Here is a 26,865-nt window from a genome sequence, read left to right as displayed (position 1 = left end):
AGACTGTCATCAATGCCGGTCAATCTAAAGCCAATACTGCGCTCCAAATACGATCACGCCTATCGTGCCTTCTTGAAGTAAAATCGAAGCTCAATCATGCCCTTGATAATTATAGTGCTAACTATCACTAACACAACTTAACCCGTTAAGCGTTAATCTAAGGCGTTATTTTAAGAGTTCAATGATAAAGGTCGCCATGATTAGCATCAAAGCCCCACCAATGCGTGATGAGATTTGCGCGAAAGGCATAAGCTCCATTCGTTTGCTGGCTGCAAGCACCGCCACATCTCCCGTTCCACCCATGTTTGCCATGCATAAGCCGGCGGTGATTGCTGCTTCAATAGGATGAAAACCGATTAATCGCCCCATCAACGCGGCCCCAACTACCGCACCGAGCACGGTTGCCAGAACCATTAAAAAATAGACTAGGGTTAATGAGGCGAGAATTTGATTAAGATCCGTATATGCCACGCCAATTCCTACCAATAACGCTGGTGTTAAGTTATCAACCACAAACTTGTACCAACCGTGAGCGGCTTTCTCTAACTCACGCGGAATCAGCCCCATAACTTTGACCAATGCGACAAATAGAATCATTAAAGCGTAAGGGTGCATGCTGATCACATCACTCAACATCGTACCAACGAAATACATGGTGATTGCCAGCAGTGCGCCTATCCCCAACACATTGATTGATATCGGTGATTCATTTTCCGACGCGGCTGGCTGTTCAGCGTTCCCTCGGATCAGTTGTCCATTCCCCGTTAATGAAGGGTAAACTTTGCCCAACTTATCCAGTAGCCCAGCGATAACAATCGCCATCGCGTTACCTATCGCTAATGCAGGGACCATTTTCGATAAGAGCATTTCGGCTGACATACCAGTATTACCCGACATAATCTCAACTAAAGGGACCGCACCAGCGCCCATGCCGCCCCCCATGATAGGCAAAGCAATCAACATAACCGATGCAAAGAATCCTTCACCCAATAGGCTGCCGACAAGGCCTGCAAATAAAAAAGCGCATGCCACACCGCCCAAAATAACTGGGATGTATTTCAGCGCCGCTTTTTTCAAGACTTGAGTGTCCATACCTAAGATAGAACCGGTCACTAAGCTGGCAATAAAGAAGGATAAAAATCCGCCACCTTTAACAAAGGTAGTCACGGTTTCCGTAGTTTCATGCGGCATAATGCCACTATGAAAAAGGTAGGAAGAGCCAAAGATAACGACAATCGCCCCACCACCAAAAAATTGATTGATAATCGGCGTTTTATCACCGATCAGATTAAGGATGTAACCAACCACGACCATGACGCCAATCGCGCCGATGATTCCCGTTGGTAAGTTATTGGACAGCGTTGAAAAGAGTATCACAGCAGCCGATAAGGCAAAGATGATATTGATCATCCGCTTATCTTTTTGGGAGTTCACATTATTGGCTAACATATTCTACCTTTTTATTAGATTGTTAAAATTATGCCGCCATTCTAACAACCCTTAACACATCGAATATTGAGCCTCCTATTAATGTAACTATCTTTAGCTTTTGTAACTTTTGTTCATCTCGTCATACTCAAACGACTTGGCGCTGCAGCCAACACCGCTGCATCCTCCAGTAAGAAGGGGATATATACGACCAACTAACAGTGGGGGTAACTAAAAAGCTTATAAACATGTTGTGAAGACATCGCCGAAAGAAAACCGCTGTAATTAAGACTGAACGAGATTTTCTGCCCTACCAATAGTTTTTCGCCAAGCGTTTCAACAATCAAGTGATCACTGGTCGAAGAGACAATGGTGATCCCTTGCGGCGGCGTTAACCCTGATACATCAACATCCTGACGACCTATAGCCAAAATCGCTTGGGTCACTGGCCCTCTATCTTCAATCGGTTGCTGTTCTCCAAAGGCATTATTACCACGCTTGCCCCAAGGCAAAGAGGGTTTTAAGTTAGACTCTATGACTTCAGCGGTTAAGATCATCGCATCGGTTTGTAAACCAGCCAGTGTTTCTTGATATAGGGATTCATAGCCAAAAAATATTGCCTCTCCTATACGCAGATGATTGATTCGTGTCTCGCCAGTGTGTGCCAACGCCCATTGTAATGACGCGGAGTTGCCACCGGAAATAATGTCTAGATGAATATCAAAGGTGCCTTCAATTTCATCCGCTAACGCTGATAATACCGCCATTTTTTGCTCATCTGGAGCAATCCCATAACGGCAGGCTAAGTTTGCCCCAATACCTTTAATAATAATATTGGGTAGCAACACGATACGACGTATAAAATCAACCAGATCTTTTGCCATCACCCCTTCGCGTAAGTCACCTAATTCAACCATAATTATCACGCCATGATCGCTATTGGTTCGCTGAGCTTCGTCAGAAAGCGCTTGAATCACTTCAATTTCGGTATTCAGGCTGATACTGCAATCACTAATGACCCCTGCTATTTGACTAAGCATCGGTGTACGGATCAACATCAAAGGTATCGAAATACCAGAGCAGCGCATACGTTGCATATTTTCGACTCGAGAATCAGCCAGCATTGTCGCTCCGGCATGAATAAATAGTTGTGCCAGTAAGGGGTGGCCTGAGCTGGCTTTGGTTACGGGGGTCACTGAAATGGCCTTTAAATGCAACTCAGCCATAAGATATTGAGTATTATGAATAATCTTTGTGCAGTTAATCTCTAATCGAGGGTAGTTCACCCTTCCGTCACCATTTTACTGGCTAGCTGCGGATAAACCGATTCGACCATATGTAAGAGTGCATCAATCGGTTGTGATAGTGGATCAGTGACAGGAATGCCCAACTCGGCAGAATAAGTCGCGATCGCCGTTTCAACTTCATCTGCGGACATTTGTTCATGATTTAAGGTTAAGCCAATGACAGACGTCTTCGCAAAGGTTTCAATCAGATTGATTTCAGATTGGGCAGAAGGCATTAACATTTCTGGAAAATCGGTACGGTAAAGGCGATGCGGAGCATGCTGTAAAATCACACTGGTCGGGCAACTGCCACGTAAAATAAACGAACTGGTTGAAAACGCTGGATGGCTTAATGCTCCCTGCCCTTCAATGATAATAAGATCGGGCTGCTCAATTTGATAAGCTTTGACTATCACCGCTTCTAGCTCTCCAGCACAAAATTGAGAGGGAACCGCATCTAAAGCAACGCAATAAGGGGCCCCCTGCATGATTCCGGTTTGTCCTGTAGCAATCATCACCACATTCAGTCCTCTCGCGCGCAGCGCATTAGATAAGATAGTCGCTGTGGTTCGCTTGCCCAGAGCGCAATCGGTACCCATGATTGCGATTCTAGGACAAAGTACGCTATGTATCTTACCGCTGAATGTTTGCAGTTCTGCTTTGTTCTTAGGTTTACGAATATCTAAAATATGCACATCATTGCGAAGGCTTGACTCGACAAATAGTGGGTTATCAGTGAGAAACTCATGCAGCCCGTTAACAATATTCATTTTTGATTCCATCGCTTCTAGAATCAATGTCTTTTCGTCATCAGACAGCAAGCCATTGGAAGGGGCAATACCAAAAATAAAATAATCAGGCGTTACTCCTGCCTGTTGCAGCGCCGCTTGAATTGTGGCCATTACGGGCACACCATTTTTTTCCTCGTTAAGTACCTCTCCTGAATCTAGCCCAGCAGATTGACTATCCACGACCGATAAAATCCGATAATTTTCAGAATGCCTAACCAATCCATTGGCAGTTTTACCATCCACCTTACCAAAATTGCCTTCGCAATAGATGATGGCAGTCGGAATATTGGGGATGATCGAAGCTAAGGCTGATGGACGGTTTTTGTTATTAGCATCAGTACGAGGATGGAAACGTTTATTGAGTATTGGGGTTGCAAGAGACATAGAAAAGCCTAATCAATTAAGGCTTAGATGGGCAACTCAGGAGTGCCGATCAGTCACATCGGAAAAGAAAAGAAGTCCCTACTAAGCGGTAAGGAGAGACCGCACAGTAGCACACTTATTCAAATATTATCGGCTCTTCTCATTTATCTAGCTTAATATACTCGCACTACTTGAAGTTGCAGGTAGGCGGCAAGTGAGTTCATCCCCATGAGCATAGACAGGCTCTATGATTGGGGTGAACGAACGTAGTCAACACCGCTGCAGCTTCAAGTAGGGAGGGGATAAACAATAATAAATATGACGATCGTAGTAGTGATACCTATTCAATGAAGCGAAGGTGAACTTCTGGAATGATACAAAAATAAAATTGAAAGACATTCGCATTCATGTCAACATGGTTATGTTATAACATATTAAACAGACCAGCCCGAAAGTTAATATAATGAAAAATAAAAAAAAGATTTTAGATGTCAAAAACTTAAGCTTACGTATTGATGGAAATCTACTTTTAAACAACGTTAACTTTCAGCTATATCAGGGGGAACGCGTCGCGTTATTAGGCGCTTCAGGGTCTGGTAAATCACTGACCGCTAGAGCAATCAGTGGTACTTTACCTCCTTACTGCGATATTGAGGGAGAAATCGATTTCGATGGCGATAGTATTGCACAACAGCCAATTTTGGCCCGCCGTTCCAAATCGCGCGTAGCAACGATCTTCCAAGATAGTTTTAGCGCACTCAATCCACTGATGAGTGTCGGTAAACAAATGCTGCTTAGTACTCACCTCCGTTCGCAGCATGAATTGCAAACCCTAATGAATAAAATGCAATTATCTAATGGTGATGATCTCCTGTCTCGTTTACCTTGTGAGCTCTCCGGCGGACAACGACAACGTTTATGTATTGCTTTTGCGCTGTTAAGTGGCTCAAGCCTACTCGTCGCCGATGAACCAACAACCGCACTCGATGTCATTAATCAAAAACAGGTCATCACTTTACTTCAGCAATGTTGCGGTGAGCGTTGTCATCACGATCAACAGCTGCATAGCCATCGCCTTTCTCTGCTATTTATTACTCATGACATTAATGTCGCGGCTCAACTGTGCCAAAGAGCAATTGTGATGGAAAATGGTCGTATTGTAGAAACTGGCAGCATGAACGGTCTTCTCACCTCCCCCGCTCATCCTTATACCCAGCAACTGGTTAAGGCGGCAAGCAACCACAACCTCAATGAGCTTATCATACCAACAAGAGTGGCGAGTGCATGCTAAAACATATTGATCCACATGCATATTTTCTTGTGCTCAATGCATTAAATTACAGTTATAGAACTGCGAAAAAAAAACACACCATCATTGATTCTCTTTCGCTATCCATCGGACAACAAGAACGTGTTGGCTTAGTTGGAGAGTCAGGCAGTGGCAAATCGACACTATTAAAGCTGATCCTAGGTTTAGCGGCACCGCAGACGGGACAAATACATTGTGCGGGAATGCCCATTATCCACTCACCTTGGCAAACACTAAAAAATTATCGACGTTTGGTACAATATATTCCACAAGACCCTCATACCGCCTTGCCTCCCACTCAAACCGTAGCAAAATTGCTCGCAGAACCGCTTAAACGATTGGCAGTAGGGAAACCTTGTCAAGCCGCCTTAGAGCGTGCCGTTAAACAAGTCGAGTTACCGGTTAGTACTCTTTATAAGAAGGCAGGTGAACTCTCGGGCGGTCAAGCTCAGCGGATTGCATTAGCTCGTGCATTGATTATACAACCTAAATTTCTATTAGCAGACGAGCCAACCAGTGGCCTTGACCTCCCATTGAGAGAGCAAATTAAGTCGTTACTGAAAAGGGTCTGTCATGAAAACCAGATGGGATTACTCGTCGTGACCCATGATATTTCTCTGGTATCGGATTTATGTGAGCGAATGCTAGTCATGCACCAAGGACAAATTATTGAAGATGGTGCAACCGGTGAGGTGATCGCATCACCAGTGCACCTTTATAGCCAAAAATTGATCGAAGCCGTACCTAGAATTGATTTCTACCCTCTCCACGACCAATCATCTTCCCACACCGTTTGATTATTTAAGGATTCACAACGCGATGCTACAGGTAAAAATTGGATTAATATTTGGCCTTGCTGCCCCTTTGTTTTTATTAACTGGCTGTTTTGACTCAGATAACAAAACGGTCCCCTTAGCTGAAAATGATAATAATCGAATTAGACTTGCGATGTTACTCCCGCCACGCTCCGGCTTAACGCCGTTAAGTGATGATGCATTTAAATTGTCCCGATGGAGCACAGCCGAAACACTGGTTATTTTAAACGATGAGGGCAATCTCACCCCGGCATTAGCAACTGAGTGGCATAGGCTTACCCCTACAGCTTGGCGATTTCAGTTACGCTCTGAAGTTCTATTTCATGATGGTACGCCTTTTAATGCCAAGGCTGTTGTCAATGCTCTCAATACCGCAGCAACAGCAAAACCTAAGCCTCGTATTTTGGATGGCGTTGATCTGACTATTGAGGCTGACGGTGAATACTCGGTAATCGTACATACTGCAACGCCAGACCCACTGCTACCGCAACGTTTAACTAGTCCACAGCTGTCGATTTTGTCACACAATGCTTATGGTGATAATGGCGTTATTAATCCTATTAATACAGGTACCGGTGCTTTTGTATTGGTTAATGTTCATGGCACGAGTAGTGCTCAATTAAATCGTTTTGAAGACTATTGGGGAGAGCCAGCAAAAGCGGCTGGTATTGACGTCAGTTTTGTACCTGATGGCCTCGCCCGAGCTTCAGCACTGCGCACTCGTTCTGTCGATATCGTTGAAGCAATCCCTGTATCTCAAGCACCTTTATTAGATCCAAACCTAGTTCATGAAGTGCCGATGCCTCGTACCAATACCTTGTATCTGAATACTCGCCAAGGAGTAATGGCAGACCCGGCAATACGAGCTGCCGTTCGTGATGCAATTGATCGAGAGCAAATCGTCAATACTGTCTATGAAAAACGTGCTGATATTGCCCAAGGTCTACTTGGCCCAGCTATCCCTTGGGCGGCGAAATTACGCCAGCCAATCAAGCATCCAACGCCAGCGGGTCATCCTAATGGAGCGATCATCACTTTAGCTACGTTTACCGACCGAACGGAACTACCGGAAGTGGCGGTCTATTTGGCACAACAGTTGACTCAAGCTGGGTTTAAGGTCAGACAAGTGGTTCGTGAGTATTCTCAAATCGAAGCGGATGCTTTAGCAGGAAAATTTGATGCCTTTATTCTCTCTCGTGCAACCGTACTCGATTCTGGCGATCCCGTGGCTTATATGTACAGTGATTTCAGCTGTAAAGGTTCGTTCAATATTGCGCAGCTTTGCCAGTTAGATATTGATAATGCTTTGGAAAAAGCATCGGAATTACCTGCAGGTTTAGAAAGACAACAAGCTATCATGGACGCTGAAGCACTTATTTTAGCTAGTGATGCGGCTATTCCTATGCTACATGAACGGGTTATTCAAGGAGAATCCGCTTACGTTCGTCATGCCGATCGTGATCCCCGAGAGCGAACCTTAATCAGTAATCAGACTTATCTGAGCACAATCATTGAAACATCCCAATAAAGGCATCGCTATCCATGACGACAACACAACGATTCACGCGAAAAACGTTGATACCATGGCGATTATCAAGCATCAGTACTCCCACTTTAATTACGCTTTGTTCACGTATTTTTACCATGGCGGGAGTTGTTGTTCTGATTGCTTTGCTGCCTTGGCTATCCGGACAAGATCCCGCCTTAGCGTTATTAAGAGCACGTTCAGCAGAACAAAACCCAAGTGAGGAAACACTTAATGCTATCCGCCAATCTCTAGAGTTAGATCAAGGACCATTTTCACTAATGTTCCACTGGCTAACTAATCTGTTACAAGGTGACCCAGGGACATCTTGGGTCACTGGCAAGCCGATTCTTAACGACATGTTAAGTGCTGCAGGCGTATCGTTGCAGCTGATGGTTCTGGCTCTTGGGGTAGCATTTGTGATCGCGTCACTTTTAGTTACCCCAACACTTCGTCGAGGATTAAAAGGACAAGCCTATCGAAGCAACGGCATTCTTGCTGTTGGGTTAACTGCACTACCAGAGTTTCTCCTCGCTTCGTTACTACTCTTGGTGGGTGCGGTATGGTTACGCTGGCTACCACCCTTCGGTTGGTATGGTTTTAGTTATACTATTTTGCCTGCTTTAGCATTAGGTATTCCCGCTGGTGGCTATCTAGGTCGTTTATTTTCTGATGCAATTGCACAAGTTTTTACTGAAGCTTGGGTAGCAACTTGGAGCGTTGCAGGTATTCGCCGTATTCATATCATTTTAGCCGTTCTCAAACGAGCCTTGACTACCGTTCTACCAATGATTGGCTTAGTAATCGTATCACTAACGGGTGGAGCGATTGCGGTGGAAAAAGTGTTTGCTATACCCGGCTTAGGGAGAGTCACGCTAGGAGCAGCCATTGCGAAAGATCTACCGACGTTACAACTGGGTATTTTGTTGATTCTTTTGCTCGCGTTTATGGTTGGGGTTGCGGTGAACATCACCAAAGCTTTACTGCTAGGCAGAGCACTGACACAAGGCGCGATGCCGTTACCTAAAGAATCAAATATCACTATAGGTAAGAGTACACGGCGAACCCCCATGCTATGCATCATACTATTGGCCAGTGTGATGTTATTTGGCTTGGGTCGTGATCCTTATGCCATTGAGTTTATGCGACTCGAACCCCCTTCATTACTACTGCCTTTTGGTGCAGATGCCATGGGACGCGATCTATTAGCTAGGGTCGCTCATGGAAGTCTTTATACTTGCTTATTGGCCGTTGGCGTTGCCATCAGTTGCCTTTTTATTGGTTTATTGATTGGTCAATTTCCACGATTAATGACCGGCCCGATTGAAGTCGCCAACGCGTTGCCTCCTGTAGTAAGCGGCTTATTAGTCGCAGCAGTCTATGGACCCGGATTGTACGGCGCAGCTCTATCCGTCATTCTGATCAGTTGGGCACCTCTTGCTGCTCATGCTGCTACGCTAACAACCGAAGTCCGAGCTAGACCTTATATCCAAATGTTACCACTTATTGGCGTTGGAATGATTCGTCGTAATCTATTTTATATCTTGCCAGCCGTCATCAAACCATTATTACGTCATTCCATGTTACGAGTGCCTGGTATTGCCCTCGCTCTTGCTTCTCTTGGTTTTCTGGGGTTAGGTGCTATGCCACCAAGCCCTGAATGGGGGAGGATTCTTGCCGAAGGGATGCCCTATATTGAACGTAGTTATTGGGTCGTTCTTGCTCCATCACTGGCATTAATAACATTATCCGTGTTTGCGGTCAGTTCAGTGAATGTTATTGGAGCTAGAAAACTCCTTAAATAAAATATGGAGCTCAAAAACGATCAATGGCTTTTGGGGCCTCAAAGTTCATTGGGTTAAATTTTGATGCCCAACGAACTTTGAGCGGTTAAACAAGTTGTTAACTTTACTTACGGTTTTAAAACGATGGGCGTGACGTTTGCCGATGCAGCCATACACCAGAGAAAACACCTAATAAGGCTAATGTTATCCAAATCCAATTGGTTGAAAAATTCAAACCTAACAACCACCCCGCGAGACTATTGCCAATAAACGCAAAAATACCGCCAATGCAAGCTTGTAAACCGTAATAACTAGCCAATTTCGTTGAGGAGGCAAAATTAGGTACATAAGCGCTCAGTAAAGGAAAAACCATCATTGAGCCAAAGCTGAGTAATGCAGCACATAAAACAAACGGCAATGCAGGCCAAAGCGGAAAAGATAGAGTAAGAATTAAGAATGCTCCTCCCATCAGTGACATTCCCCATCCCATCCCTTTTGCTGTGCCTAATGAGCGATCTATCCAACGGCTTATTATCATTTGTAGTGTCACCCCCATCAGTGACGAAACCATAAATACCCAAGTAATAATGCTAGGGTCATTAGTTTCTACGCGCGCATGATAAGGTATCGCCATGTACAGTTGATGAAATAACACCTGATAAATAGAAGCGGCCATCACAAAGGCCATAAAAGGTTTATTGCGTAACATCTCTAGCCAATCTCGCCAAAATGGCTGTTGAGCTGAGCGGTTTATTTTGTGCCTTTGAGTCGGTAGAAAAAACCATTGCAACAATAGTAATAGGATAAAAATACCAGCAGATAGCACGCCAACCAACGTGAAACTAACACTTAATAGCATCAAACCAAGCAAAGGCCCTAATAACATACCGGCTTCACTAGCAAGGTTTTGTAATGCAAAGACTCGATTGCGTTGTTGATTTTCAGGATATTCAGCAGCAAGAAATGCTTGGCTACTTGGTGTAAATAATGCCCCAGCAAATCCAGTTGCAAAAGCTCCGACGATAATCCACGGTAATTCAACACTCAAGGCAAGCATCAAAAAGCCGACAATACGAACCATACAACCAAATAAAATCATCGGTTTATAACCAAACCAATCACCGAGAGTGCCTCCAACTAAAAATAGCCCCTGTTGACTAAGAACTCGTAAACCGATAACCAGCCCAATATAGGCGCTACTTAAGCCTAAACCTTGTAAATGGTCAGCTAAATAAGGCATCAACATATAGAAACCTAAGTTAAAACTTAGGCTATTCGCGACCAAAACTTTTCCTGCCGGGGAAAGAAGCTGCCAATCATTAAGAAGAGCAACCGGTGGGCGTTTTATCATTGGATTAAACTCGTTTGTTGATTGAGAAGAAGAAACTGAGTGAGAAAATTGTAATATTATAACAATAATCAATCATTAAACGCTATTGAATACTAATGATAGGCATTAACAGATATTGCTAGATCACTGACGGTATTGAAAACGGTAAAAAGTAAGAGAAAAAAAAAGGAAATTTAGGGGTAGAAACAACAAAGCCCGCTAAAAAGCGGGCTTTGTCTAAAATTTGGTGGGTCTAGGCAGACTCGAACTGCCGACCCCTACCATGTCAAGGTAGTACTCTAACCAACTGAGCTATAGACCCAAATTTTTTCTTGTTCACATTGGTGCGTCCGAGTGGACTCGAACCACCGACCCCCGCCATGTCAAGGCGATACTCTAACCAGCTGAGCTACGGACGCATCACTTGAGAACGGGGTGGATATTAGCGATTGATTTTACTCAGTGCAAGTGGATTTTTACTATTTTTGACTCAACTGCCTCTTACGCGATCAACTTGCTGGCTTTTTGCTCTAAAATAACCGTTATCATCCAATCTTTCTGTCTAAGTCCACAGTCATCCCCACTTTTATAGTAGGTCGTGAGTAAGTCATAAAAAAGAGAAAAGGCGGGTCACATCAAAAATTAAAAAGGCCGTTAATTAGAACTAGCTCCTCTTTTTGTGATTTGGATTCAAAAATAACGTTGATTGGTGAAGGCGAATGGGTACTATAACGGCTATTCGAACGAATATGCAATTGAGTCGGTAGAACATGGATGCAAAACTGTTTAATCATTCACAAACGCTAAGAGCGTCCGTACTTCGCGGGCTGAGCTTATTTTTGTGTTTTATTGCTCTCTCTATGGCCATCTTCAACGTTGTCTACCATCAAGCACTCGGCCTAGCGAGTATTGAAGTTCTGTTTTCAGGCTACTCTTTCTATGTTCATCAATACGCTAAACAGAATGACTACTCTGAGCGCCATGCTCAGTCTTACGTTTGTGTCCTATTAACGATCATAGTGTTAGCAACTTATCTACAACCGATTAGTAATGGGACCTTTATATGGGGCTTATTGGCTCCGGTGGTACTTTACGTCTTTCTGGGTCAGAAACTAGGCGGAGTAGTAACCGGTATGATCGTCGTGATCATCAGTTGCCTTTTGTTTATTCAGCTCCCCTACTCATCGTATCCTAATGCCATACCTATACTGATTAATTTTAGTTTTTGCTATAGCGGCCTTTGGTTTATTGCTCATCTTTATGAATCTAATCGCCATAAAATTGAATTTACGCTGACTCATTTAGCCACTCGAGACCCATTAACTGGAGCTCATAATCGACTTTCGCTGCATTCTGCATTTGACTATTTTGAGCAAAACAAGAGCCCAAATACCTCGCTTTGCTTATTGATTATTGATTTAGATTACTTCAAACAAATCAACGATCAGTTTGGCCATGATACTGGCGATAAAGTGCTAGTAGAAACATGTCGATTATTTGCTCAACATGTTGGGGAGAAAAACTTATTTCGAATTGGTGGGGAAGAGTTTTGTATTACTCTCTTTGATCATTCACTGTTACAGGCAGAGAAAATCGGCGAAAGGCTACGCAATCTTGTTGCTAATTACTCATTTTCTAAACAACAAGCTATCCAGTTAACACTCAGTGTCGGTATTTGTGAGTATCGCAGCGGGGATAACTTGAATGAGTTAATTAAATTAGCGGATATGGAACTGTATAAAGCGAAAAAAAATGGCCGAAATCAAGTCTGTATTTGTCAATCATCAGCCAGCAAAGATTATACTGAACTTTCACAAGCTGATTCAATTTAGCCGTTTTATTTCGGACACCGGTACCTCAGCTTCATCAGTTTCAAAAACAACGTTATAATTCTCAGTATAGGTACAATGAGGTAAACGACTACAAGTGAAAAATCGTCGGCCTTTAAACTCACCTTGGCTGGCCGTCTTGATGACCATTGGGCTACCACAACGCTTACAAAAACGAACTTCTTTATCCGGCTCAATAAGATCAATGTGTGCGGCAAGCAATCGGCGTAGTTTACCCACTTGATAACTGTATTTAATATTGGCGCCAATTAATGGAATATTAGCTGACTGACATACTTGCAGTAACAACTTTTGTCGCTCTATTTTTCCTTTGTTTAACGGTTTTCCATCATCGAGTTCCATGATGACTCGTGGTTCTAACGTTCTTGCATCGCAAACCACAAAACTAAAATAATGCTTAGCAATCCGGCTATGAGCAATAAACCATTGTTTTTTGTTCTTCAATGGTTTGGGCATAACAGCATGGGTCATGCTTACTTTTGCCAGCACAATACCGTGCTCACCGACGGCAGCTCTTAATGCATTAAAAAAGGTACTTTCTGCGGCATTCAGTAACGGGCCACTTTTTTTGTAAGTGTAATCTTTACTATCATCATTACGAATTAAATATTTTTGAATGAATAGAAAAAAACCAACCAAAAGAGCAACTATAATAAAGACGTTCGCCATAGTACCTATTCTTTATCTATACAACGCTAACGAGAAGCTTATCGCTATATTGATTATTATTAAAAAATAAAACTATCCATCAAACCGACCATCTTACCAATTTCAGGTTTAGTGATAGTGTCGTTAGCACCTAGAGCAAGCGCTTTAGCTCGGTTATCATCGCTCATTAATGATGAGAACATGATGATTGGTGTTTGGTTATATGCTTCATTCTCACGTAACCGTTTGACTAAATGCATCCCATCCATACGCGGCATTTCTACATCAGTCACGATGGCATTTACCAACTCACTAACGGAGGTATTCTCTTCTTTGGCCACACGCTGAATATCCATTAGCTTTTCGTACGCTTCTCCCCCATCTTTACAAGCAATCACGTTATAACCAGCTGAACTCAGCGTTTCTTGAATCATACTACGAATAAATGCCGAATCATCGACTACCATGATCGTTTTAGCATTGCGTTTGCTGACCATTTTCTGATTTAAATCAATCGAACGATCCATTTTAACATCGTATTTACCCATACTTAATTCTGGGTTGATGTCAGCAATGATTTTCTCAAAATCTAAAATCATGATCAGCTTTTTGTCTTTACGGACGACGGCAACGACACAGTCTTGCTCACCAGCTTCTAAAAATTGACTCGGTGACTCAACATCATTCCACGAAATACGGTGAATTCGACTAATACTGTCAATTAAAAATCCGTTTGTCATACGGTTAAAATCGGTCACTATAACGTATTTGTTCTTAATATCTGGGCGAGTGGGAACACCAAGCCAACCAGCAAGATCGACTAAGGGTGTTAATATTTCCCGAGAAGAAAAGACCCCTATCATGTGAGGCTGTGCATTGGGATAATCGGTGGTTTCAGGTACACGAATGACTTCTCGTACTTTGGCAACGTTAATCCCGTAGTAACAGGTTTTCGTCTCACCACTAGGCAATAGTTTTTCTAGATGGAATTCAATAATTTCCAGCTCATTAGTACCACTTTCTAATAAAATTGTATTATTTGGATTGCTCATAATCATTCACATCTTTTCGGCAAAGCGTTAAGTTCGTTCCTTTTTGTAGTATATACGCAAGTCGTCCAAAGAAAATGATAATGGGGTAGATTGTTTATTTAATTTGTTATCTATACCCAATTACCAAGAAAAAAGTCTCTCGTTAATCCGCCATGGCTCCCTTAAACCGTGCTATTGCCAGCAAGTCTATGAATATAGATGAGTAGTTGTAAAAGAAGCACCACAGAACCAATGATTAACCCACTAAAATGGGAAAAATCACACCTCAATAGAAACTCTTTTGCATATCAATATGTGACATCGATCACTTATAATGTCGCTTATTTTTTACTCAACAGGTACGTTCTTCTATATACTGATAAGTGCAGTGAGGTGTTAAATCATCAATCATTCCCTACTCATCATAATCATTTAAATAGATTAGGAACGATTGACTTATCTCATTTTACATCGTCAGGAGGAAAGTCATTATGGAAAAAGATGCTTTAGGTATATGCCTTTCACGAGACATGCTAAGCGAGCATCTTCTGTCAACGTTTACTCATGTTCGGGCTTACGAACTGGCGGTAGAAAACGATGAACAAGTCCGCGTATTATTCGCTTTTCCACAAATGTCGGGCAAGGATGTGCTCACTACGATGCAAGGCACGAAAAAATTGATTTGGCGAGCGGATTTCTTCTGTCCCCATTTCCCTCATCGATAAATCAAAGCTGATTCGTTACCACGAATCAGCTTTGAACTCTTGTTACAACAAAACACTACTCTCTCGAAAAAAAACTCGCTACTATAGAGTAATCACTCTAAATCGAACTCTGAACGGTAACATGAAGCTAAAAACCATTACTTTGACGTTGTGCTCGTTGCTGGGTAGTGCTTCTGTCCATGCCATGCCGATTTCGTTTCAGCAAGCTTGGGATATTTTGCAGCAAAGCAACCACTCATTAGCCGCCGAACGAGCCAGTGTGGAGCACTATCAGCACCTCCAAGATTCTACGGCAAATCTTAATCTTCCTTCGGTTTCATTAGGAGCCAGCTATACTCGGCTTGATAAAGATGTCACTTTATCCGTACAACAAATTGTAGGCAGTAGCGGTGCTCACTTACCGACCTTGCCGCCGCAATTAAATCAATTGGGGCCTCTTATAAATCAATTGGGGTCTCTTAGCTCAACGATCACTGAACGTGATATTTTTAGTTCTTCGATTCGAGCGGTATGGCCTATTTTTACCGGTGGACGTATTACCGCCGCTCAAACGGCCGCTCAAGGCAGAAAAGAAGAAGCACAAAGTCAATTAGCGATGGTAACCCAAGCACGCTACGAAGATTTAGCCAAGTACTACTTTAGTGTGGTTTTAGCACGCGAAGTGTTACAAACTCGGCTTGCCGTTGAGCAAGGATTGACTCAGCATCGAGATAAGGCCCTTAAACTTGAGCAACAAGGTCAAATCGCTTTAGTTGAGCGTCTACAAGCCGAAGCTTCCCTTGATAAGGCAACGATTGATCGTAAAAAATCAGAAAAAGATTTAGATATTGCACAAAGTGCTTTAACTCAAATACTTAATCAACATCAGCCTGTTGAACCAAGTGGGCAGCTGTTTATTAACCAAAGCCTTCCTCCTTTGAGTGCTTTTATACAGCAAACCTTAGCAACCTATCCTGGCCTTGATCTGCTCAGCGCAAAAGAGAAACAAGCCAATAGCCTTATCAAGGCTGAGAAAGGGAAATACTACCCAGAGGTGTATCTATTTGGTAACTATAGCTTACATGAGGATGACTCATTAGCGGGCCAAATGAAACCCGATTGGCTCGTTGGAGTTGGCGTCAGTGTGCCTTTAATTGAAAATACTGGGCGTAGCCACCAAGTGAAAGCCGCCAATAGCTTAGTCTCACAAGTCCGTTCTTTGCGCGCCCAAGCAGAACAAGATTTAACGGTATTGGTTGAAAAAACCTATAAAGAAGCCGAACAAGCTCTAGAAGAAGCACAAGGGCTTAATTCAAGCTTACGCTTGGCACAAGAAAACTTATCATTACGTCAAAAAGCCTTTAATCAAGGTCTGGCCACTTCGCTTGACGTTGTCGATGCCGAACTTTATTTAGCCAGCATTAAAACTCAACAAGCCGTGGCTGGTTTTAACTATCTCATTTCTCTGAGTAAGCTTTTAGCCTTATCGAGTGAGATGCAAACTTTCTCTCATTATAAGCAGATGGCAGTTCCTTTAACGATGCTGCCCAATCACCTTGTCGATTCACAAAGGGAACCTTCATGAAAGCGGTTAAATCTTCTGTTATTGTAATTTCTGTCGTCGCCGCCGTCGCTTGGATAGGTTATAGCTTTTATCAAGCTTATCAGCCTCAACCCATTCGTCTCCAAGGACAAATTGAGTCTCAACAATACAGTATCTCATCCAAAGTGCCGGGACGTATTGATCAAGTCTTTGTTCGCAAAGGGGATCTCGTCAGCAAAGGTCAGCTAATTTTCACCATTCATAGTCCGGAAATCGAAGCTAAGTTAGAACAAGCGATGGCGGGGCAAAGAGCGGCTGGCGCATTAGCTCAAGAAGCGGAAACGGGTTCACGTAGCCAACAAATACAAGCAGCAAGAGACCAATGGCTAACCGCAAAAGCGGCGGCTGATCTGGCTGAAAAAACCTATTTACGAGTGAATAATCTCTTCGAGCAAGGCGTTGTTGCTGAGCAAAGACGAGATGAAGCCAATACTCAATGGCGTGCAGCCAGATACAGTGAAAATGCCGCTCTACAAATGTATGAAATGGCTAAAGAAGGGGCTCGTAAAGAGACCATACTCGCCGCTTCTGAAAATGAACGCATGGCCGCAGGTGCGGTGGCTGAAGTAGAAGCTTATGCCGCTGATACTCGCATTGAAAGCTGGTTTGATGGTGAAGTGTCTCAGGTGTTAATGCAAGCCGGTGAACTCGCACCACAAGGCTTTCCGGTTGTTACGGTTGTTGATCGCGCCGACTCTTGGGCTGTATTTAATGTCCGAGAAGATCTACTGCGCCACTTTGAACAAGGATCAACCTTCAAAGCATTCTTACCTGCGTTGGATAAGTATGTTGAATTTACCGTGACCCACATCGCAGTAATGGGAGACTTTGCTACTTGGCGATCAACCGATACTTCACAAGGTTTTGATTTAAGGACCTTTGAAGTTGAAGCTCGTCCCACACAACCCGTTGATGGGTTAAGAATGGGCATGAGTGTTGCTGTTGAGTTATAAGACCATGTCAAACCGTCTCCCTTCACAGTGGCAGTTGTTACGTCACGATCACTGGCTACTCTCATGTCTGACTTGGGTGCCCATTACTCTGGCGGCGCTATTATGGTGGATATTTTCCCAAGGTATCCTCCATAATTTACCGATAGGTGTGGTCGACCTATCACACAGCCAATTATCGCGGCAAATGGTTCGTCAACTGGATGCTACATCAACCTTATCGGTAACACGCCACTATCAAAGTGCCTCGGAAGCGAAACAAGCATTAATCTCAAGTGATATTTATGCTTACGTCGTTATTCCTACTCAGTTTGATAAAAGTATTTATCGTGGGGAGCAGCCTCAAGTCAGTACTTTTTACAATAGCCAATATATTTTGATTGGACGATTAATCAATTCAGCGGTTCTTCAAGCCCAAGGAACATTTAACGCTCAACTGGATGGAGCTAGAACCTTAGCAAAAGGCGATCAAACCCTGTTGAGCGCTTTGGGACAAGCGGTGCCTGTTCGAACTCAAGTGACTCCACTGTTTAATAAAAATAATCACTATGCTCAATTTTTAGTCTCTGCGGCGGTTCCTGCACTGTGGCAAATTTTTATCGTGGTCGCGACAATTTTAATTTTAACGGCAAATTATCGTGAATATGGTCTACAACGTTGGTTAGCGGCTCACCCTTTCCGAAACCTGAGTAAAACACTGGCTCCCTATTTTGTCATTTTCCTACTTCAGGGAATTGGATTTTTAATTTGGTTCTATCAAGCCATGCAATGGCCGATGCACGGTAGATTCTCAATCATCATTGTTGCTCAGATGGTGACTATTTTAGCTTGTATGATTATGGGCTGTTTTTTTTACTTTTTAACCCTTGACCCTGCTCGAGCTATGAGTTTTGCGGGTGCATTTACCGCACCGAGCTTTGCGTTTATGGGCGTCACTTTCCCTGCCTCAGATATGAGTAGCGTCGCGCTCGCTTGGCGAAGTTTGTTACCCATCAGTCATTATATTGAAGTGCAGATCAGCCAAGTCAATTATGGACTGAACGCTCAGCAGTCACTTCAGCATTTATGGCCAATGCTCGGTTACCTACTCCCTTTAGTGATCACGCTCGTGCTTATTAATAAACATCAAAGCAAAGAAACCGCGCTAAGGAGTAATCATGACTCTGTTTAATCTGTTCAAAGCCGAGTTAAAAGCGCTGATAACTAATCCTGTCGTGATGTTAACCATGATCGGTGGTGTGGTTTTTTATTCTTTTCTCTATCCATTACCGTATAGCCAACAAACCCCTCGTGAATTACCCATTACTGTAGTGAATTTAGATAAAAGCCAGACTAGCTATCAACTTGAGCGAATGGTTGATGCTACCCCACAGATAAAAATCATCCAGCGAAATCACTCGATCGTGGATGCCAAAGCAGCCTTTTTAGCTGGCGAAGTGAGTGGTATTTTGGTGATCCCTGAACATTTCTATAAAGATTTACTGCTCGGTAAAAGCCCAACGCTAGCCTATGCCGGAGACGCGGCGTACTTTCTGGTCTATGGCACGGTGGTAGAGGGATTGGTTCAAGCTGGTGGCACCTTATCAGCGAAAGCGAAAGTCGCGCGCTTGGTCGTCGATGGAGAGCCTTTGGGGCTCGCGATGGAACACTGGTCTGCACTACAATCGAATATGAAGCCGACTTTTAACCCTAAAATGGGTTATATCGATTACGTTGTGCCCGGTGTATTTGTGTTGATTTTGCATCAAACATTGATTATGGCGGTGGGATTAATGGTCGGTACTCAAAAACAGGGTAAAGGCTACTGGCAGCGCGTCTCTCCACTTCGACTGATTGCAATAAGAACACTGCTGTTTGTCGCCTGTTATTACCTCCTCAGTATGTATTACTTTGGAGCCAGTTTTAGTCGTTTAGGTATCAGTACTCTCGCCAATATGGGGCAATTGCTGACACTTTTATTACCCTTTTTATTGAGTGCTTGTTTTCTCGGTATCTGGCTTGGTGCGCTCGCCCCAAGGCGAGAGCTCGTCACCGTTGTCGTCTTAATCAGCTCGATGCCTTTAGTTTTCTCTTCTGGCTTTATTTGGCCACTAGAAGCGATTCCGCCCCCTATCACTTGGCTGGCCAGCCTATTTCCAAGCACCCCAGGAATACAAGGTTTTCTTGCTCTTAATCAAATGGGCGCGGAATGGTGGCAAATTGCACCACAATGGACACTGCTTTGGTTACAAACCTTAGGTTGGGGTTGGCTAGCGTGGTGGCAATACCGTCGAACCGGCAAAGGAAAACTCGCTCATCATGACTAACTAATCTCTACTCAGGATAATGAAAGTTCTACAAACTTTCTTATCCTGAGTTGGCATGAAATCATAAGAAGCAAAGAATGACTTCGGTGGCTTGAGCAGCCGACTAGCCCTTGTATTATCGCCATCGCTCCCCTGCTATACCCTTCCTACTTGAAGCTGCAGGAGTGTTGGCTACGTTTTGTTCCCCCCAATCATAGATTCTATCTATGATTGGGGGGACTCACTCACTTGCCGCCGACCTGCAACTCCAAGTTGTTTGGGTATACATGCATCTGTTATCGCTATTAATACGAGATCCTTCCTCTATCTTATTCCTTATCGAAGTTAAATAAATAACCATGATAGATATCACTTAGCTATCGACTTTTAAAGTTGCATAGGTTATAAGTCTAGAAGTATAGACGTCCATTAGCTTAGGGAGCAAGCCGTGCCAATTAAGATCCCCGATCAACTACCTGCAACCGATGTGCTACGCCAAGAAAACATCTTTGTTATGTCTGAATCTCGTGCATCGACACAAGGCATTCGACCTCTTAAGGTATTAATTTTAAACTTAATGCCCAAAAAAATTGAAACCGAGACACAGTTCTTACGACTGCTGTCTAATTCCCCTTTGCAAGTTGATATTGAGTTATTACGCATCGATGATCGTCCGAGTAGAAATACACCGGAAGCCCATCTTAATGCTTTCTATCGTCAATTTGATAAAGTCAGTCAACGCAATTTCGATGGCCTTATCATTACTGGCGCGCCGCTTGGATTGGTTCAATTTGAAAATGTCGCTTACTGGGATCATCTACAGCGCGTCATGAATTGGGCCAAACATCATGTCACTTCAACGTTATACATTTGTTGGGCTGCGCAAGCTGGGTTAAAGCTGTTGTATAACCTCCCCAAACGCACTCGAGAAGAAAAACTCTCTGGGGTTTATCAGCATGAGATTCATCAGCCTTTTCATCCTTTACTAAGAGGATTCGATGATACCTTCCTCGCTCCACACTCTCGTTATGCTGATTTCGCCGCTGATTATCTAGAGCAACATACCGATCTCGATCTGCTTGCAACATCAAGCATTGCAGGCGTTTATTTAGCGGCAACGAAAGATAAACGAAATGTATTTGTGACTGGCCACCCTGAGTATGATGCTGATACCCTACATCAAGAATATGTGCGAGATCTTGCCGAGGGTTTGCAACCGCCAATTCCACTCAATTATTATCCTGACAATAATCCAGATCAGCCACCACGGGCGAGCTGGCGAAGCCATGGACACTTATTATTTGCCAATTGGCTTAATTACTGTGTTTATCAACAAACGCCCTATGATCTTGAGCACTTTAGTGAAGATAAATTCACTAAAGACGATTAACACTACTTCCCCTCTTACCTTAGGCTAACTGAGTTTGCTAACTGACTCGCATCCTTGTCGGTTAGCCATTTTTCAAACCCCCAATCATTCTATTATAGACTCCACAACAACTTGAATTTACGGCTGTATTTGGGCTTCGCCAAGATCCTTTAATCACTCTGATGAGTTCTATCGATAATGTGATGGCAGAGAATCAGTGCGATGACACTACTGAACATTCGAGTAAAACAAATATCACAACGTCGCTGAATGGAGAAATGGCATGAAATTGGGAGCCGTATTAGGATTAGGGATCAGTGCCTTGTGGCTAAGTGGCTGCGTTACTATGACGGAACAGGGACAAGCAGAATTACGAAGTACTCCAATTGAAATGGCAGAATCAAGAATTGCGTTAGGGTTAGGTTATCTCGAACAAGGTAACCGAGTAAAAGCTCGGCAAAGCCTACAAAAAGCACTCCAACATGCACCGCACTATTACCGCGCTCAGCTCTCCATGGCGCACTACTTTGAAATAGTGGGAGAGAATGAAACGGCGCAGCAGCTTTATCAAACCGCATTAAGGGAGCACCCCAGAAATGGTAATGTGCTTAATAACTACGGTGCCTTTTTGTGTAAACAAGGGGAATATAGCCGAGCCGATCAATATTTTATGCGTGCCGTTGAGCAGCCTTACTATTATCTGATCCCCGCCAGCTATGAGAATGCAGGATTTTGCGCTTTAAAATCGGGCGATAAACAAAAAGCGCACTATTATTTCGAACGTTCGTTAGATCATGACCCTAATCGTGCTCGCTCAATCCTACAACTGGCTAAGTTGGAGATTGATAATGACCAATTTATTCCAGCACGGCTGCGTTTAATGAAGTTCCATCAACAATATGGATATCAAAAGACATCCTTAGAGCTATTGATTGAACTAGAAAAACGCAGCGGCAATCCTGCTTTAGAAAACAAATATCAGGCATTATTAGCAGAGCTGGTCTAACTATTTTTTGATGTTGGTAGGGCGGCCATCTTTGCCGCCTTTACGCTCGCGATAATTGACACGGCGCTGCTTTTTAACGGCTTTGGCACGTTCAATTTTCTTATATTCACGATAAGCAATACGAATAAACTTAATCAGCCCAGCTAAGAGTAGTAACCCAAAGACGGTCATAAAGGGCACGCAAAGCCACTCAGGTTGACATGGCAGATAGAAGTCGATGTCCATTTGTGGCCTCCTTAGATTTAGGCGCTATTTATACCTCTTATTGATTTATCGGCAGATAAGCCATATTCTTGACTCTCATGTCATTATACACGTAATTTATCTAAAATTTTCGCTTTCAGAACGACTTAACCTTGTTGAGCTCTCAATTCTAGTACCATCATGTATAGCCGAGCATCAAACTCTAACTGATGATAATTAGGCTCCATATGACAACACAGTTGGTAAAAAGCTTTATTGTGGTCTTTTTCACGTAAATGGGCCAACTCATGCACAACGAGCATACGTAATAAAGGCTCTGGTGCTTGTTTGAATGCACTAGCAATACGAATCTCATTTTTGGCTTTTATCTTGTTACCGTGCACCCGAGAAACATAACTATGTAGACCGAGCGCATTATTAATAAGATGAATTTTGCCATCGTACACCACTTTACTCAGCGGTGACGTCTTCTTCATATACTGATTTTTAATCGCCATCGTGTAGTTAAACAGCGCTTTTTCACTCTGGATAGCATGCCGCTCTGGGTAACGCTGCTCAAACCAAGGGATCAACTTATCTTGAGTGATTAATTGTTGAATTTGTTCTATTAGCGAGGTGGGATAACCTTGAATATACTTCAATACAGGATGCATAAATTCACTCTGTCGCATCAATTTTTGACGTGGCAGTGTAACTTAAATGGCCCAAGAAGTAATGCCTATTGCCACTACAAGGCGGCTTGTGTATCGGCTCAGCCAGCGTTAGAATTCGCTCTTTTGGTCAAAGTGAGCCTAAGAATGAAACGTGTTGTCCTTTATGTCAAAGACAAGTGCCCTCACTGTAAAGATGCCCAGCGTTATTTGGATGCGAAAGGTATTCAGTACCGTTTGTGTAATGCCAAAATGGCGCGCGGTCGCAAAGAGTTAGATGCGCTAGGAGCAAGAAGTCTCCCTGTCCTCAAAATTGGCGATCAGCTCTTGATTGGCTGGAACATCAGTAATTTTGAACGACTCTATACCCAAAAAAGCTAAGCGCGGCGGATTAAACGTATTGCTTTACAAATTCGATAAACGTTCTATCGGCATTAGATAAATAGCCCTCTTTACGCCACGCTAACGCGAGATCAATGGAGAAGGGAGGTGTAAACGGTATTGCTCTCACTTCCGGTTCATTATCTGCGACCAGCTTCAATAAAGCAGTAATCGCGTGTTCTTGTTTAACAATGCTGAGGATCATCGGTAACAGGTTAGTCTCAAAAGCAATTTTTGCCTCATGTTGATGTGTTTTACACACCTTATCAATGAACTCACGGTGAAAATAACCCGTTTTAAACATCACCAGTTGATGCTCAAAAAATTGCTTAAAATCGATCTGCGTTTGAGCGGTCAGTGGATGATGCTGGCCTACAACGGCCACCATCGGGGAAGAGAGTAACGGGTCAGTTTCTAAATCAGCAGGCACATCTTGATTTAAAATCACGCCGACATCGAGCTCTCCTGCTAATAACATTTTGCGTATCGATTGGGTTCCCGCATCAATAACCGTCATTTTTAAATTCGGAAACTGGGTTTTAAACGCCATTACGATCGGTGGAAAAAAATAACTACCCATCATACTTGGTGCACCTAAGCGCACTTCCCCTTTTACCAGTCCTTTGAGTTCATCCATGGCTAATTGAGCATTGTCGATTTGCTGCAAAATTCGTCGAGCATGGTCGATTAATACCGAACCTTCATGCGTTAAACTTACTTTACGATCACCACGCTTAAATAGGTTTACACCCAGCTGCTGCTCAAATTTTTTAATAGCAATACTTAATGCTGGCTGAGCGATGTGCAGTTGCTGTGCGGCATGAGTGAAGTTCTCATGCTCTGCCACCGCAAGAAAATATCGTAATTGACGACTATCCATTAACTATTAATTAAAGTTATTGCTTCGATATTTATAATATATTTTATTAATCCGGATAACGCTGCTAGTTTGATCACATTAAGCTTCCCTAACGACTTCACCTGGTCAATAAAACGTATGATTGAACAACACAGCCCAGCCTATCGCCGAGTTACGTTTGCTCTTGCACTTGGATCTTTTTTGATCTTCTGTAACTTGTATCTTTTCCAACCCATGCTGCCTTATCTGGCTCAACACTTTGCGGTGTCAGAAACACAAATTAACTGGCTGTTTGCTGCCTCAACGTTAGCATTATCGGTAAGCTTAGTGCCTTGGGCGATCAGTTCTGAAGTTTTTGGCCGTCGCGGGGTGATGCTGCTCGGGCTGTTTGCCATGCCATGGTTTGGATTACTCACTCTATTGAGCGATCAATTATGGGTACTGATCATCAGTCGAGCTTTGATGGGGATTGCCCTAGCCGCTTTTGCGTCTGTTGCGGTGGCTTATATGGTCGAAGAATTATCGCCACAAGCGTTTAACAAAGCGATTGGTGGATATATCGCCGCCAATTCACTTGGGGGGATCAGTGGTCGTATTGCTGGCGGGTTGTTAACGGATGCTTTTGGCTGGCAAACGGCCGTCGTTGCTATGGCTATCTTTACTTTATTTGGTGCATTGATTGTTTATTTTTCTTTGCCCTTACAACGCCATTTTACGCCACAACGTGGGCGTTTTTTACAACATAATCAAGCACTCATATCTCATCTAAGACAACGTAACTTATGGTTAGCCATGCTCATCGGTGGCACCAACTTTGCTTTGTTCGTTAATCTCTATTCGGTAATGGGTTTTCGATTAGTCGCAGATCCGTATGCGCTACCCGTTGGCATTGCCTCATTAATCTTTCTTTGTTATCTCGCGGGCACCATCAGCTCTCGACTCACAAACCGCTGGACATCGCATTATCATCCTGTCGCCGGGATGATTCTTGGTGCCATGGTCAGTATGGCCGGAATGTGGCTGGCCGCCGTCGAATCATTATGGTTTATGGTGTTTGGTTTACTTTTGATAAGCTTCGGCGCTTTTTTCACTCATACCTTAGCTTATGCTTGGGTCAGTCAAAAAGCGGTTCAAGCCAAAGCAACCGCGACCGCACTGTACCTAGTACATTACTACGTAGGAGGTAGTCTGGGCGGATTTTACCTGCTCTATTGCTGGCAACAGGGAGGCTGGGTAATGGTTACTCTTGGTGGCACGGTGTGTTATTTGATTTTGTTCTTACTTTGCTGGCAGCTATACCCAAAGCAAGAAAAAGTGGCGATCAACACTAAGTAACCGATACAATCTGATATTACTCTATGTCTGAGTAGTATTACTCTGCTAAGACGCTTATTCATCACTATACCCAAACGACTTGGAACAATAGGTAGGCGATCAGTGAATCAATTCCCGTCAGCATCAATCAGCGATGCTGATGGGAATAGACGAAGCTCGCCAACACTACTGCGATTTCAAGTGGTAAAGGGGTATTAATCAATGTGCTCAACCATTATGTCAACACTTAGTCCCTCAACGATTACCGAACATGTCAATCAATGGCTCAATGACGTCGTGATTGGTTTAAACTTATGTCCATTTGCTGCAAAACCTCAACGCAATCACCAGATTAAAATTTTCGTTAGTCAAGCGAGCCGTGAAGAAGCGCTGCTACAAGATATTCTTGATCAATTACTCGAACTGGATACGAAAGAAGCACAAGAGCTAGAGACAACCTTAGTAGTGGTCCCTAATATGTTAGATGACTTTATGGACTACAACTTTTTTATCGATTGGGTTGAAGCCTTGATTCGTCAGCAAGACTGGGAAGGCATTTTCCAAGTCGCGACCTTTCATCCTCATTATTGTTTTGCTGGAACCTGCCCAGAAGATGATGAGAACTTAACCAACCGTTCACCCTATCCTATCTTTCATTTAATCCGTGAACAGAGCATGGAAAGAGTACTGAAACATTATCCGAACCCAGAAGCGATTCCTGAGATAAATATTCAACGTGTTAGTCAGCTCTCTCCCGCTGAACGCAAGGCGCTTTTCCCTTATTTATTTAATCAATAGGCGCGAGAAAAGCGACGAATGACTCTTCGCCAGTGACCGGATATTATCGAAATCTTAATGGGATTTATGCCTTGAAAATGCTACTCTAGTCGCATCATTCTTAGTGAGAGAATAAAATGAGCAAATTAACAGCAGATATTCAAGCGAACCTGGATCTTTTCATCAAAGAGTCCCAAGAAAACAAATTGGTATGGGGACTACGCAATGAAGAAGGCTGGCTTTCTTGTGAATCGACTGAGTTTGAAGATAGTGAAGTGATGCCTTTTTGGTCTTCAAAAGAAGATGCTCAACTGCATAACGTTGAAGAGTGGTCTGATTTTGAAGTGCTTGAGATCCCTCTGGATATCTTTGTCGAAGATTGGTTAATCACTTTAGCCGAAGACGGCGTGCTAATTGGGCCAAACTGGAATGCCACACTAGACGGTAAAGAGATGGAATCTTCTGAACTGGCTAAGCTATACCTATAATCCCAGTGATCATAGACAAGGCGCTGATCGCGTCTTGTCTCTTTTTATGCCTCAACGCTAAGCGCTAAACCAATACTATTCGCTCTCCTATCGACCGATATTGTCGTTCGTTTAC

Annotated in this window: 25 protein-coding genes and 2 tRNA genes; 16 read left to right on the top strand and 11 right to left on the bottom strand. The window is 43.3% G+C overall.

The features are described 5' to 3' along the window. Nucleotides 1-165: 165 nt before the first annotated feature. From CAG58_RS05770 to CAG58_RS05760, 3 genes are all read right to left on the bottom strand, one after another. On the bottom strand, nucleotides 166-1,410 hold the full coding sequence (locus tag CAG58_RS05770) for a 2-hydroxycarboxylate transporter family protein (protein WP_161425363.1): 1,245 nt from the start codon (nucleotides 1,408-1,410) through the stop codon (nucleotides 166-168). 233 nt (nucleotides 1,411-1,643) lie between these two features. Then, nucleotides 1,644-2,714 (bottom strand): alanine racemase, encoded by a 1,071-nt coding sequence (locus CAG58_RS05765; RefSeq protein ID WP_161426430.1) that lies wholly within the window; start codon nucleotides 2,712-2,714, stop codon nucleotides 1,644-1,646. Further along, on the bottom strand, nucleotides 2,711-3,889 hold the full coding sequence (locus CAG58_RS05760) for a DUF1611 domain-containing protein (RefSeq protein WP_161426429.1): 1,179 nt from the start codon (nucleotides 3,887-3,889) through the stop codon (nucleotides 2,711-2,713). Before CAG58_RS05760 ends, CAG58_RS05765 begins: the two co-directional genes overlap by 4 nt. Before the next feature lie 442 nt (nucleotides 3,890-4,331). Between CAG58_RS05760 and CAG58_RS05755 the strand changes: the two genes are divergently transcribed. Genes CAG58_RS05755 through CAG58_RS05740 form a run of 4 tightly spaced genes read left to right on the top strand, consistent with a single transcriptional unit; the run spans nucleotide 4,332 to nucleotide 9,322 of the window. Then, nucleotides 4,332-5,159 (top strand): ATP-binding cassette domain-containing protein, encoded by an 828-nt coding sequence (locus tag CAG58_RS05755; protein WP_161426428.1) that lies wholly within the window; start codon nucleotides 4,332-4,334, stop codon nucleotides 5,157-5,159. Beyond that, the gene (locus CAG58_RS05750) at nucleotides 5,153-5,974 is read left to right on the top strand and encodes an ABC transporter ATP-binding protein (RefSeq protein WP_161426427.1); all 822 of its coding nucleotides are present in this window, start codon (nucleotides 5,153-5,155) and stop codon (nucleotides 5,972-5,974) included. The genes CAG58_RS05755 and CAG58_RS05750 overlap by 7 nt, the downstream gene beginning before the upstream one ends. 22 nt (nucleotides 5,975-5,996) lie before the next feature. Further along, entirely contained in the window at nucleotides 5,997-7,520 is a 1,524-nt protein-coding gene (locus CAG58_RS05745; protein WP_161426426.1) for an ABC transporter substrate-binding protein, read from the top strand. Nucleotides 7,521-7,534: 14 nt separating this feature from the next. Next, nucleotides 7,535-9,322 carry an ABC transporter permease subunit gene (locus CAG58_RS05740; protein WP_161426425.1) on the top strand — a complete coding sequence of 596 codons (1,788 nt, stop codon included), beginning with the start codon at nucleotides 7,535-7,537 and terminating at the stop codon, nucleotides 9,320-9,322. A 115-nt stretch (nucleotides 9,323-9,437) separates the two neighbouring features. Here the strand turns inward: CAG58_RS05740 and CAG58_RS05735 are convergent, their stop codons facing one another. From CAG58_RS05735 to CAG58_RS05725, 3 genes are all read right to left on the bottom strand, one after another. Further along, nucleotides 9,438-10,652 (bottom strand): MFS transporter, encoded by a 1,215-nt coding sequence (locus CAG58_RS05735; protein WP_161426424.1) that lies wholly within the window; start codon nucleotides 10,650-10,652, stop codon nucleotides 9,438-9,440. A 224-nt stretch (nucleotides 10,653-10,876) separates the two neighbouring features. Beyond that, nucleotides 10,877-10,953 (bottom strand) — tRNA-Val (locus tag CAG58_RS05730). Between the two features lie 20 nt (nucleotides 10,954-10,973). After that, nucleotides 10,974-11,050, bottom strand: a tRNA-Val gene (locus CAG58_RS05725). Nucleotides 11,051-11,401: 351 nt separating this feature from the next. Between CAG58_RS05725 and CAG58_RS05720 the strand changes: the two genes are divergently transcribed. Beyond that, nucleotides 11,402-12,463, top strand: a complete 1,062-nt coding sequence (locus tag CAG58_RS05720) for a GGDEF domain-containing protein (RefSeq protein ID WP_161425487.1) — start codon at nucleotides 11,402-11,404, stop codon at nucleotides 12,461-12,463. On the opposite strand, the gene CAG58_RS05715 is transcribed toward CAG58_RS05720, so the two are convergent. Beyond that, nucleotides 12,455-13,150 carry a DUF2726 domain-containing protein gene (locus CAG58_RS05715; protein ID WP_154168004.1) on the bottom strand — a complete coding sequence of 232 codons (696 nt, stop codon included), beginning with the start codon at nucleotides 13,148-13,150 and terminating at the stop codon, nucleotides 12,455-12,457. The two genes, CAG58_RS05720 and CAG58_RS05715, sit on opposite strands and share 9 nt — an antisense overlap. A 59-nt stretch (nucleotides 13,151-13,209) precedes the next feature. Continuing rightward, nucleotides 13,210-14,181, bottom strand: coding sequence for a chemotaxis protein (locus tag CAG58_RS05710; protein WP_040904797.1), 972 nt, complete (start codon nucleotides 14,179-14,181; stop codon nucleotides 13,210-13,212). A 470-nt stretch (nucleotides 14,182-14,651) separates the two neighbouring features. On the opposite strand from CAG58_RS05710, the gene CAG58_RS05705 reads away from it, so the two are divergent. The 7 genes from CAG58_RS05705 to pilW all read left to right on the top strand — a co-directional run bounded on the left by CAG58_RS05705 (nucleotide 14,652) and on the right by pilW (nucleotide 22,077). Then, nucleotides 14,652-14,885: a hypothetical protein gene (locus tag CAG58_RS05705; RefSeq protein ID WP_040904267.1), complete on the top strand. Its 234-nt coding sequence runs from the start codon at nucleotides 14,652-14,654 to the stop codon at nucleotides 14,883-14,885. Nucleotides 14,886-15,006: 121 nt separating this feature from the next. Continuing rightward, complete coding sequence (locus CAG58_RS05700; RefSeq protein ID WP_161425540.1) at nucleotides 15,007-16,449, top strand: TolC family protein; 1,443 nt, start codon at nucleotides 15,007-15,009, stop codon at nucleotides 16,447-16,449. Then, nucleotides 16,446-17,420, top strand: coding sequence for an HlyD family secretion protein (locus CAG58_RS05695; RefSeq protein WP_154168000.1), 975 nt, complete (start codon nucleotides 16,446-16,448; stop codon nucleotides 17,418-17,420). Before CAG58_RS05700 ends, CAG58_RS05695 begins: the two co-directional genes overlap by 4 nt. A 4-nt stretch (nucleotides 17,421-17,424) precedes the next feature. Beyond that, nucleotides 17,425-18,588 carry an ABC transporter permease gene (locus tag CAG58_RS05690; RefSeq protein ID WP_158143819.1) on the top strand — a complete coding sequence of 388 codons (1,164 nt, stop codon included), beginning with the start codon at nucleotides 17,425-17,427 and terminating at the stop codon, nucleotides 18,586-18,588. Further along, nucleotides 18,575-19,723, top strand: a complete 1,149-nt coding sequence (locus CAG58_RS05685; RefSeq protein WP_154167999.1) for an ABC transporter permease — start codon at nucleotides 18,575-18,577, stop codon at nucleotides 19,721-19,723. Before CAG58_RS05690 ends, CAG58_RS05685 begins: the two co-directional genes overlap by 14 nt. Before the next feature lie 427 nt (nucleotides 19,724-20,150). Next, nucleotides 20,151-21,092, top strand: coding sequence for a homoserine O-acetyltransferase MetA (metA, locus tag CAG58_RS05680; protein WP_161425542.1), 942 nt, complete (start codon nucleotides 20,151-20,153; stop codon nucleotides 21,090-21,092). Between the two features lie 262 nt (nucleotides 21,093-21,354). Then, nucleotides 21,355-22,077 carry a type IV pilus biogenesis/stability protein PilW gene (pilW, locus tag CAG58_RS05675; protein ID WP_154167995.1) on the top strand — a complete coding sequence of 241 codons (723 nt, stop codon included), beginning with the start codon at nucleotides 21,355-21,357 and terminating at the stop codon, nucleotides 22,075-22,077. Here pilW and CAG58_RS05670 read toward each other — a convergent pair whose 3' ends face one another. Both CAG58_RS05670 and CAG58_RS05665 read right to left on the bottom strand, forming a co-directional pair. Further along, the gene (locus tag CAG58_RS05670; protein WP_158143816.1) at nucleotides 22,078-22,302 is read right to left on the bottom strand and encodes a hypothetical protein; all 225 of its coding nucleotides are present in this window, start codon (nucleotides 22,300-22,302) and stop codon (nucleotides 22,078-22,080) included. 125 nt (nucleotides 22,303-22,427) lie between these two features. Then, nucleotides 22,428-22,934, bottom strand: a complete 507-nt coding sequence (locus tag CAG58_RS05665) for a M48 metallopeptidase family protein (protein ID WP_154167994.1) — start codon at nucleotides 22,932-22,934, stop codon at nucleotides 22,428-22,430. Between the two features lie 144 nt (nucleotides 22,935-23,078). Between CAG58_RS05665 and CAG58_RS05660 the strand changes: the two genes are divergently transcribed. Continuing rightward, nucleotides 23,079-23,312 (top strand): glutaredoxin family protein, encoded by a 234-nt coding sequence (locus CAG58_RS05660; RefSeq protein WP_161425543.1) that lies wholly within the window; start codon nucleotides 23,079-23,081, stop codon nucleotides 23,310-23,312. 10 nt (nucleotides 23,313-23,322) lie between these two features. Here the strand turns inward: CAG58_RS05660 and CAG58_RS05655 are convergent, their stop codons facing one another. Then, on the bottom strand, nucleotides 23,323-24,192 hold the full coding sequence (locus tag CAG58_RS05655; RefSeq protein ID WP_161425544.1) for a LysR family transcriptional regulator: 870 nt from the start codon (nucleotides 24,190-24,192) through the stop codon (nucleotides 23,323-23,325). A gap of 117 nt (nucleotides 24,193-24,309) precedes the next feature. On the opposite strand from CAG58_RS05655, the gene CAG58_RS05650 reads away from it, so the two are divergent. From CAG58_RS05650 to CAG58_RS05640, 3 genes are all read left to right on the top strand, one after another. Then, nucleotides 24,310-25,506, top strand: a complete 1,197-nt coding sequence (locus tag CAG58_RS05650; RefSeq protein WP_161425545.1) for an MFS transporter — start codon at nucleotides 24,310-24,312, stop codon at nucleotides 25,504-25,506. Between the two features lie 216 nt (nucleotides 25,507-25,722). Continuing rightward, nucleotides 25,723-26,283, top strand: a complete 561-nt coding sequence (locus CAG58_RS05645) for a DUF1415 domain-containing protein (RefSeq protein ID WP_161425546.1) — start codon at nucleotides 25,723-25,725, stop codon at nucleotides 26,281-26,283. 116 nt (nucleotides 26,284-26,399) lie between these two features. After that, nucleotides 26,400-26,750 (top strand): DUF2750 domain-containing protein, encoded by a 351-nt coding sequence (locus tag CAG58_RS05640; protein ID WP_004395137.1) that lies wholly within the window; start codon nucleotides 26,400-26,402, stop codon nucleotides 26,748-26,750. Nucleotides 26,751-26,865: the final 115 nt, after the last annotated feature.

Origin of the sequence: Vibrio sp. V31_P5A7T61 (genome assembly GCF_009904895.1) — a bacterium.
Classification (GTDB): Bacteria; Pseudomonadota; Gammaproteobacteria; order Enterobacterales; family Vibrionaceae; genus Vibrio; species Vibrio metschnikovii.
Note: the sequence above shows the minus strand (reverse complement) of the source record. Positions and strands in the feature narration are given on the sequence as shown.

Excerpts from the sequence above, each read along its gene's own strand:
- CAG58_RS05770 (WP_161425363.1), bottom strand. The coding sequence starts at position 1,410 with ATGATCAATATCATCTTTGCCTTATCGGCTGCTGTGATACTCTTTTCA.
- CAG58_RS05760 (WP_161426429.1), bottom strand. The coding sequence starts at position 3,889 with ATGTCTCTTGCAACCCCAATACTCAATAAACGTTTCCATCCTCGTACT.
- CAG58_RS05755 (WP_161426428.1), top strand. The coding sequence starts at position 4,332 with ATGAAAAATAAAAAAAAGATTTTAGATGTCAAAAACTTAAGCTTACGT.
- CAG58_RS05750 (WP_161426427.1), top strand. The coding sequence starts at position 5,153 with ATGCTAAAACATATTGATCCACATGCATATTTTCTTGTGCTCAATGCA.
- CAG58_RS05745 (WP_161426426.1), top strand. The coding sequence starts at position 5,997 with ATGCTACAGGTAAAAATTGGATTAATATTTGGCCTTGCTGCCCCTTTG.
- CAG58_RS05740 (WP_161426425.1), top strand. The coding sequence starts at position 7,535 with ATGACGACAACACAACGATTCACGCGAAAAACGTTGATACCATGGCGA.
- CAG58_RS05735 (WP_161426424.1), bottom strand. The coding sequence starts at position 10,652 with ATGATAAAACGCCCACCGGTTGCTCTTCTTAATGATTGGCAGCTTCTT.
- CAG58_RS05720 (WP_161425487.1), top strand. The coding sequence starts at position 11,402 with ATGGATGCAAAACTGTTTAATCATTCACAAACGCTAAGAGCGTCCGTA.
- CAG58_RS05715 (WP_154168004.1), bottom strand. The coding sequence starts at position 13,150 with ATGGCGAACGTCTTTATTATAGTTGCTCTTTTGGTTGGTTTTTTTCTA.
- CAG58_RS05710 (WP_040904797.1), bottom strand. The coding sequence starts at position 14,181 with ATGAGCAATCCAAATAATACAATTTTATTAGAAAGTGGTACTAATGAG.
- CAG58_RS05705 (WP_040904267.1), top strand. The coding sequence starts at position 14,652 with ATGGAAAAAGATGCTTTAGGTATATGCCTTTCACGAGACATGCTAAGC.
- CAG58_RS05700 (WP_161425540.1), top strand. The coding sequence starts at position 15,007 with ATGAAGCTAAAAACCATTACTTTGACGTTGTGCTCGTTGCTGGGTAGT.
- CAG58_RS05695 (WP_154168000.1), top strand. The coding sequence starts at position 16,446 with ATGAAAGCGGTTAAATCTTCTGTTATTGTAATTTCTGTCGTCGCCGCC.
- CAG58_RS05690 (WP_158143819.1), top strand. The coding sequence starts at position 17,425 with ATGTCAAACCGTCTCCCTTCACAGTGGCAGTTGTTACGTCACGATCAC.
- CAG58_RS05685 (WP_154167999.1), top strand. The coding sequence starts at position 18,575 with ATGACTCTGTTTAATCTGTTCAAAGCCGAGTTAAAAGCGCTGATAACT.
- pilW (WP_154167995.1), top strand. The coding sequence starts at position 21,355 with ATGAAATTGGGAGCCGTATTAGGATTAGGGATCAGTGCCTTGTGGCTA.
- CAG58_RS05670 (WP_158143816.1), bottom strand. The coding sequence starts at position 22,302 with ATGGACATCGACTTCTATCTGCCATGTCAACCTGAGTGGCTTTGCGTG.
- CAG58_RS05665 (WP_154167994.1), bottom strand. The coding sequence starts at position 22,934 with ATGCATCCTGTATTGAAGTATATTCAAGGTTATCCCACCTCGCTAATA.
- CAG58_RS05660 (WP_161425543.1), top strand. The coding sequence starts at position 23,079 with ATGAAACGTGTTGTCCTTTATGTCAAAGACAAGTGCCCTCACTGTAAA.
- CAG58_RS05655 (WP_161425544.1), bottom strand. The coding sequence starts at position 24,192 with ATGGATAGTCGTCAATTACGATATTTTCTTGCGGTGGCAGAGCATGAG.
- CAG58_RS05650 (WP_161425545.1), top strand. The coding sequence starts at position 24,310 with ATGATTGAACAACACAGCCCAGCCTATCGCCGAGTTACGTTTGCTCTT.
- CAG58_RS05645 (WP_161425546.1), top strand. The coding sequence starts at position 25,723 with ATGTCAACACTTAGTCCCTCAACGATTACCGAACATGTCAATCAATGG.
- CAG58_RS05640 (WP_004395137.1), top strand. The coding sequence starts at position 26,400 with ATGAGCAAATTAACAGCAGATATTCAAGCGAACCTGGATCTTTTCATC.